At 42.3% G+C, this 2,384-nt stretch carries 2 protein-coding genes; one reads left to right on the forward strand and one right to left on the reverse strand.

The window, feature by feature from the left end:
• Positions 1 to 284 precede the first annotated feature (284 nt).
• A complete protein-coding gene (locus tag Q0236_RS03225) occupies positions 285 to 1,073 on the forward strand; it encodes a transporter substrate-binding domain-containing protein (RefSeq protein ID WP_297915091.1) in 789 nt (262 codons plus the stop codon).
• 608 nt (positions 1,074 to 1,681) lie between these two features.
• Here the strand turns inward: Q0236_RS03225 and Q0236_RS03230 are convergent.
• Positions 1,682 to 2,384, reverse strand: a 703-nt coding sequence (locus Q0236_RS03230) for a rhodanese-like domain-containing protein (protein ID WP_297915094.1), incomplete at its 5' end; no start/stop codon positions are given.

Consider the following 2,384-nt stretch of genomic DNA (forward strand, 5'->3'; position numbering starts at 1 on the left):
CTGCGTAGAATTTCGCCGTTTACTTTTAAGAATATCGTAAATTTCGCTAAGGTTTTCTAACGTGAAATACATCCGTAAAATTTTGTTTATAAATTTAATTAAAAGCTTTTTCGCTCGTGTAAGTTTTTTTATGAGATTTCGTTTGTAAATTGAACATAGAATTTCTCCGCGAATTTCATCTTTTCATAAATTTAGATGAAAATGCGCCATAAATCGCAGAATTTTAGCTGGCTATAATTTCTTTTTATTATAATTGCGCCTTATTTCAACTAAAAGGGGAGCAAATGAAAGTATTTGTTTTGGCGGCTCTACTACTTGGTTTTCTATCTGCAAATTCTTTGGATCAGATCAAAAAAGATAGGCTCGTTCGCATAGGTGTATATAACGATCAGCCGCCGTTTAGTGCGCTCGTAGACGGCAAATATAGGGGATTTGAGATTGCTCTTGGCGAGAAGCTCAGTAAGGAGATTTTCGGCGATAATCCTGGCAAGGTAAAATTTATCCCGATCACGGCTTCAAGACGCATTAGCGCTTTACAGCGCAATGAAGCGGATATGGTGATTGCGACCTTTACTCCTACGCCCACGCGAGCGAAAAAAGTAGATTTTTCGGAGCCTTATTTTAAGGTGCAGGTAGGTGTGCTAGCCAAAAAAGACGAAAATGTCACGAGCTTCGATCAACTTCGCAAAAAGAGGATTTTCGTCATCAAACACTCTCCTATTCACAATTTCTTACGCAAAGCGGGCTTCAGAAAGAATTTAAACTTTTGCGCCAGCTCGGCTAAATGCTACCGCGCTTTCAAGAGGGTGAAAAACGCCGTGCATGTCGATGATAACCTAATCCTGTACGCATACGCAATCATCGATAATAAAACGCAGGTTGCTTTGGATGGTCTAGGTAAGCAAACTTACAACGCAATCGCCGTGCAGAAGGGCAATAATGCGCTGCTAGAGCTAATCAATACATCTTTAGCGGGACTAAAAAAAGACGGATTTTTGGATAAGACCTTTGATGATACGCTCGGGATTTTTTATCACGGCACGATTGATAAGAAGGAATTCTTAGTTGAATAAAATTTCGTGCAGAATTTAATTCGTGCGTTTGATTCCCGCGTAAAATTCGATTCATTGTAATGACGGAGTTAAAAAATACGTTGCGGGCTTAATTTGCTTTTAGAATTCGGTCTTGATTTTGCTTGCCTCTCCTAAAGCGCAAATTTTATCGGGATTTGTGAGGCTATTTAAAACGCACGCACCGCTAGCGCGAAATTCCATTTTCGGAAGTAAAATTTTAAGCGATTCGGCTGCATTTAAAATTTACGCAACTTTTATAGAGTCCGTTTCAATTTTGCGTCTCACAAAGCCCGCGCTAGCTTGTAAATTTCTATTTTTTCAGCTCCAAATACCTGCTCCGTAGCTACAATTTTATGATTTAAATTTTAAAAATTCCTCTAAAAGGAGTTAAACTCCCAAGCGCTATTGCCGCCTCGGTATGGGGGAGCCAAAATTTCACTTTGTATCAAAGGCAAATTTTATGCAAAGTAGGCGCCAAATGAGCAGGCGGAGCAAATAATTTCAAATTTAGCCTACCTGTCTTATCGGCGCCGCGAAGCTGCATATTACAAAGACCTGGCAAATGCAAAAAGCAATCGTAAAATTTTACCCCAAGAGCCAATCTCGATTTATTTCACCAGCTCGTAATTATACTCTTTCGTGCCGTCGAGTAGATTTGTGACGTCATATCCTCGCTCGTTTAGGGCTTTGGCGAGCTTGGCGCTGCGGTTGCCGCTGTAGCAGTGCGTGATCATCTTTTTGTCTTTGTTGGCATCAAGCACGTCCTTGTAGTTTTCTAAAGGCTCGCCATCAGGAATATTTATCGCACCCTTCATATGCCCCGCGTCGTAGTCTTGCTTCTGCCTAGCGTCGATGATCAGCACGTTCGGCTCATTTGCTATTTTTAAAAACCCCTCCGCGTTTATGCTGCCGACCTTATACAGCTCGTAGTCGTACTGCTTCACGCCAGGCGCATTCATAAGCATACTAAAGCCCTTTTGCTTAAGCAGATCAAGTGCCTTTCCACTGCGGTTGCCCGTATTGCAATAAAGCACGACGTTTTTATCCTTGTAGGCGTTTATCTCATCCAGCCTGCTTTCAAGCTCTCCAAGCGGGATGTTGATCGCGTGTTTTATGTGTCCTGTGGCGTATTCCTCCGTACTTCTGACATCAATGACCAGATAATTTTCTTTCGCTCTATTGTCCTCCTCTATTGCTGATAGCGCCGCGCCGCTTATGGCGTAGCCGTTAGGTTGCTGCGTCTCGGCACCGCAAGTTGCGAAAGACCCCAATGCCGCCAGCAAAACCGCGCTTTTTAAAATTTTGTGAGAA

The sequence above is a fragment of the uncultured Campylobacter sp. genome (assembly GCF_938031315.1).
In the GTDB taxonomy this organism is placed as follows: domain Bacteria; phylum Campylobacterota; class Campylobacteria; order Campylobacterales; family Campylobacteraceae; genus Campylobacter_B.

What these genes read in the sequence shown, in the direction of transcription:
- Q0236_RS03225 (WP_297915091.1), top strand. Translation starts at nt 285, where the DNA reads ATGAAAGTATTTGTTTTGGCGGCTCTACTACTTGGTTTTCTATCTGCA.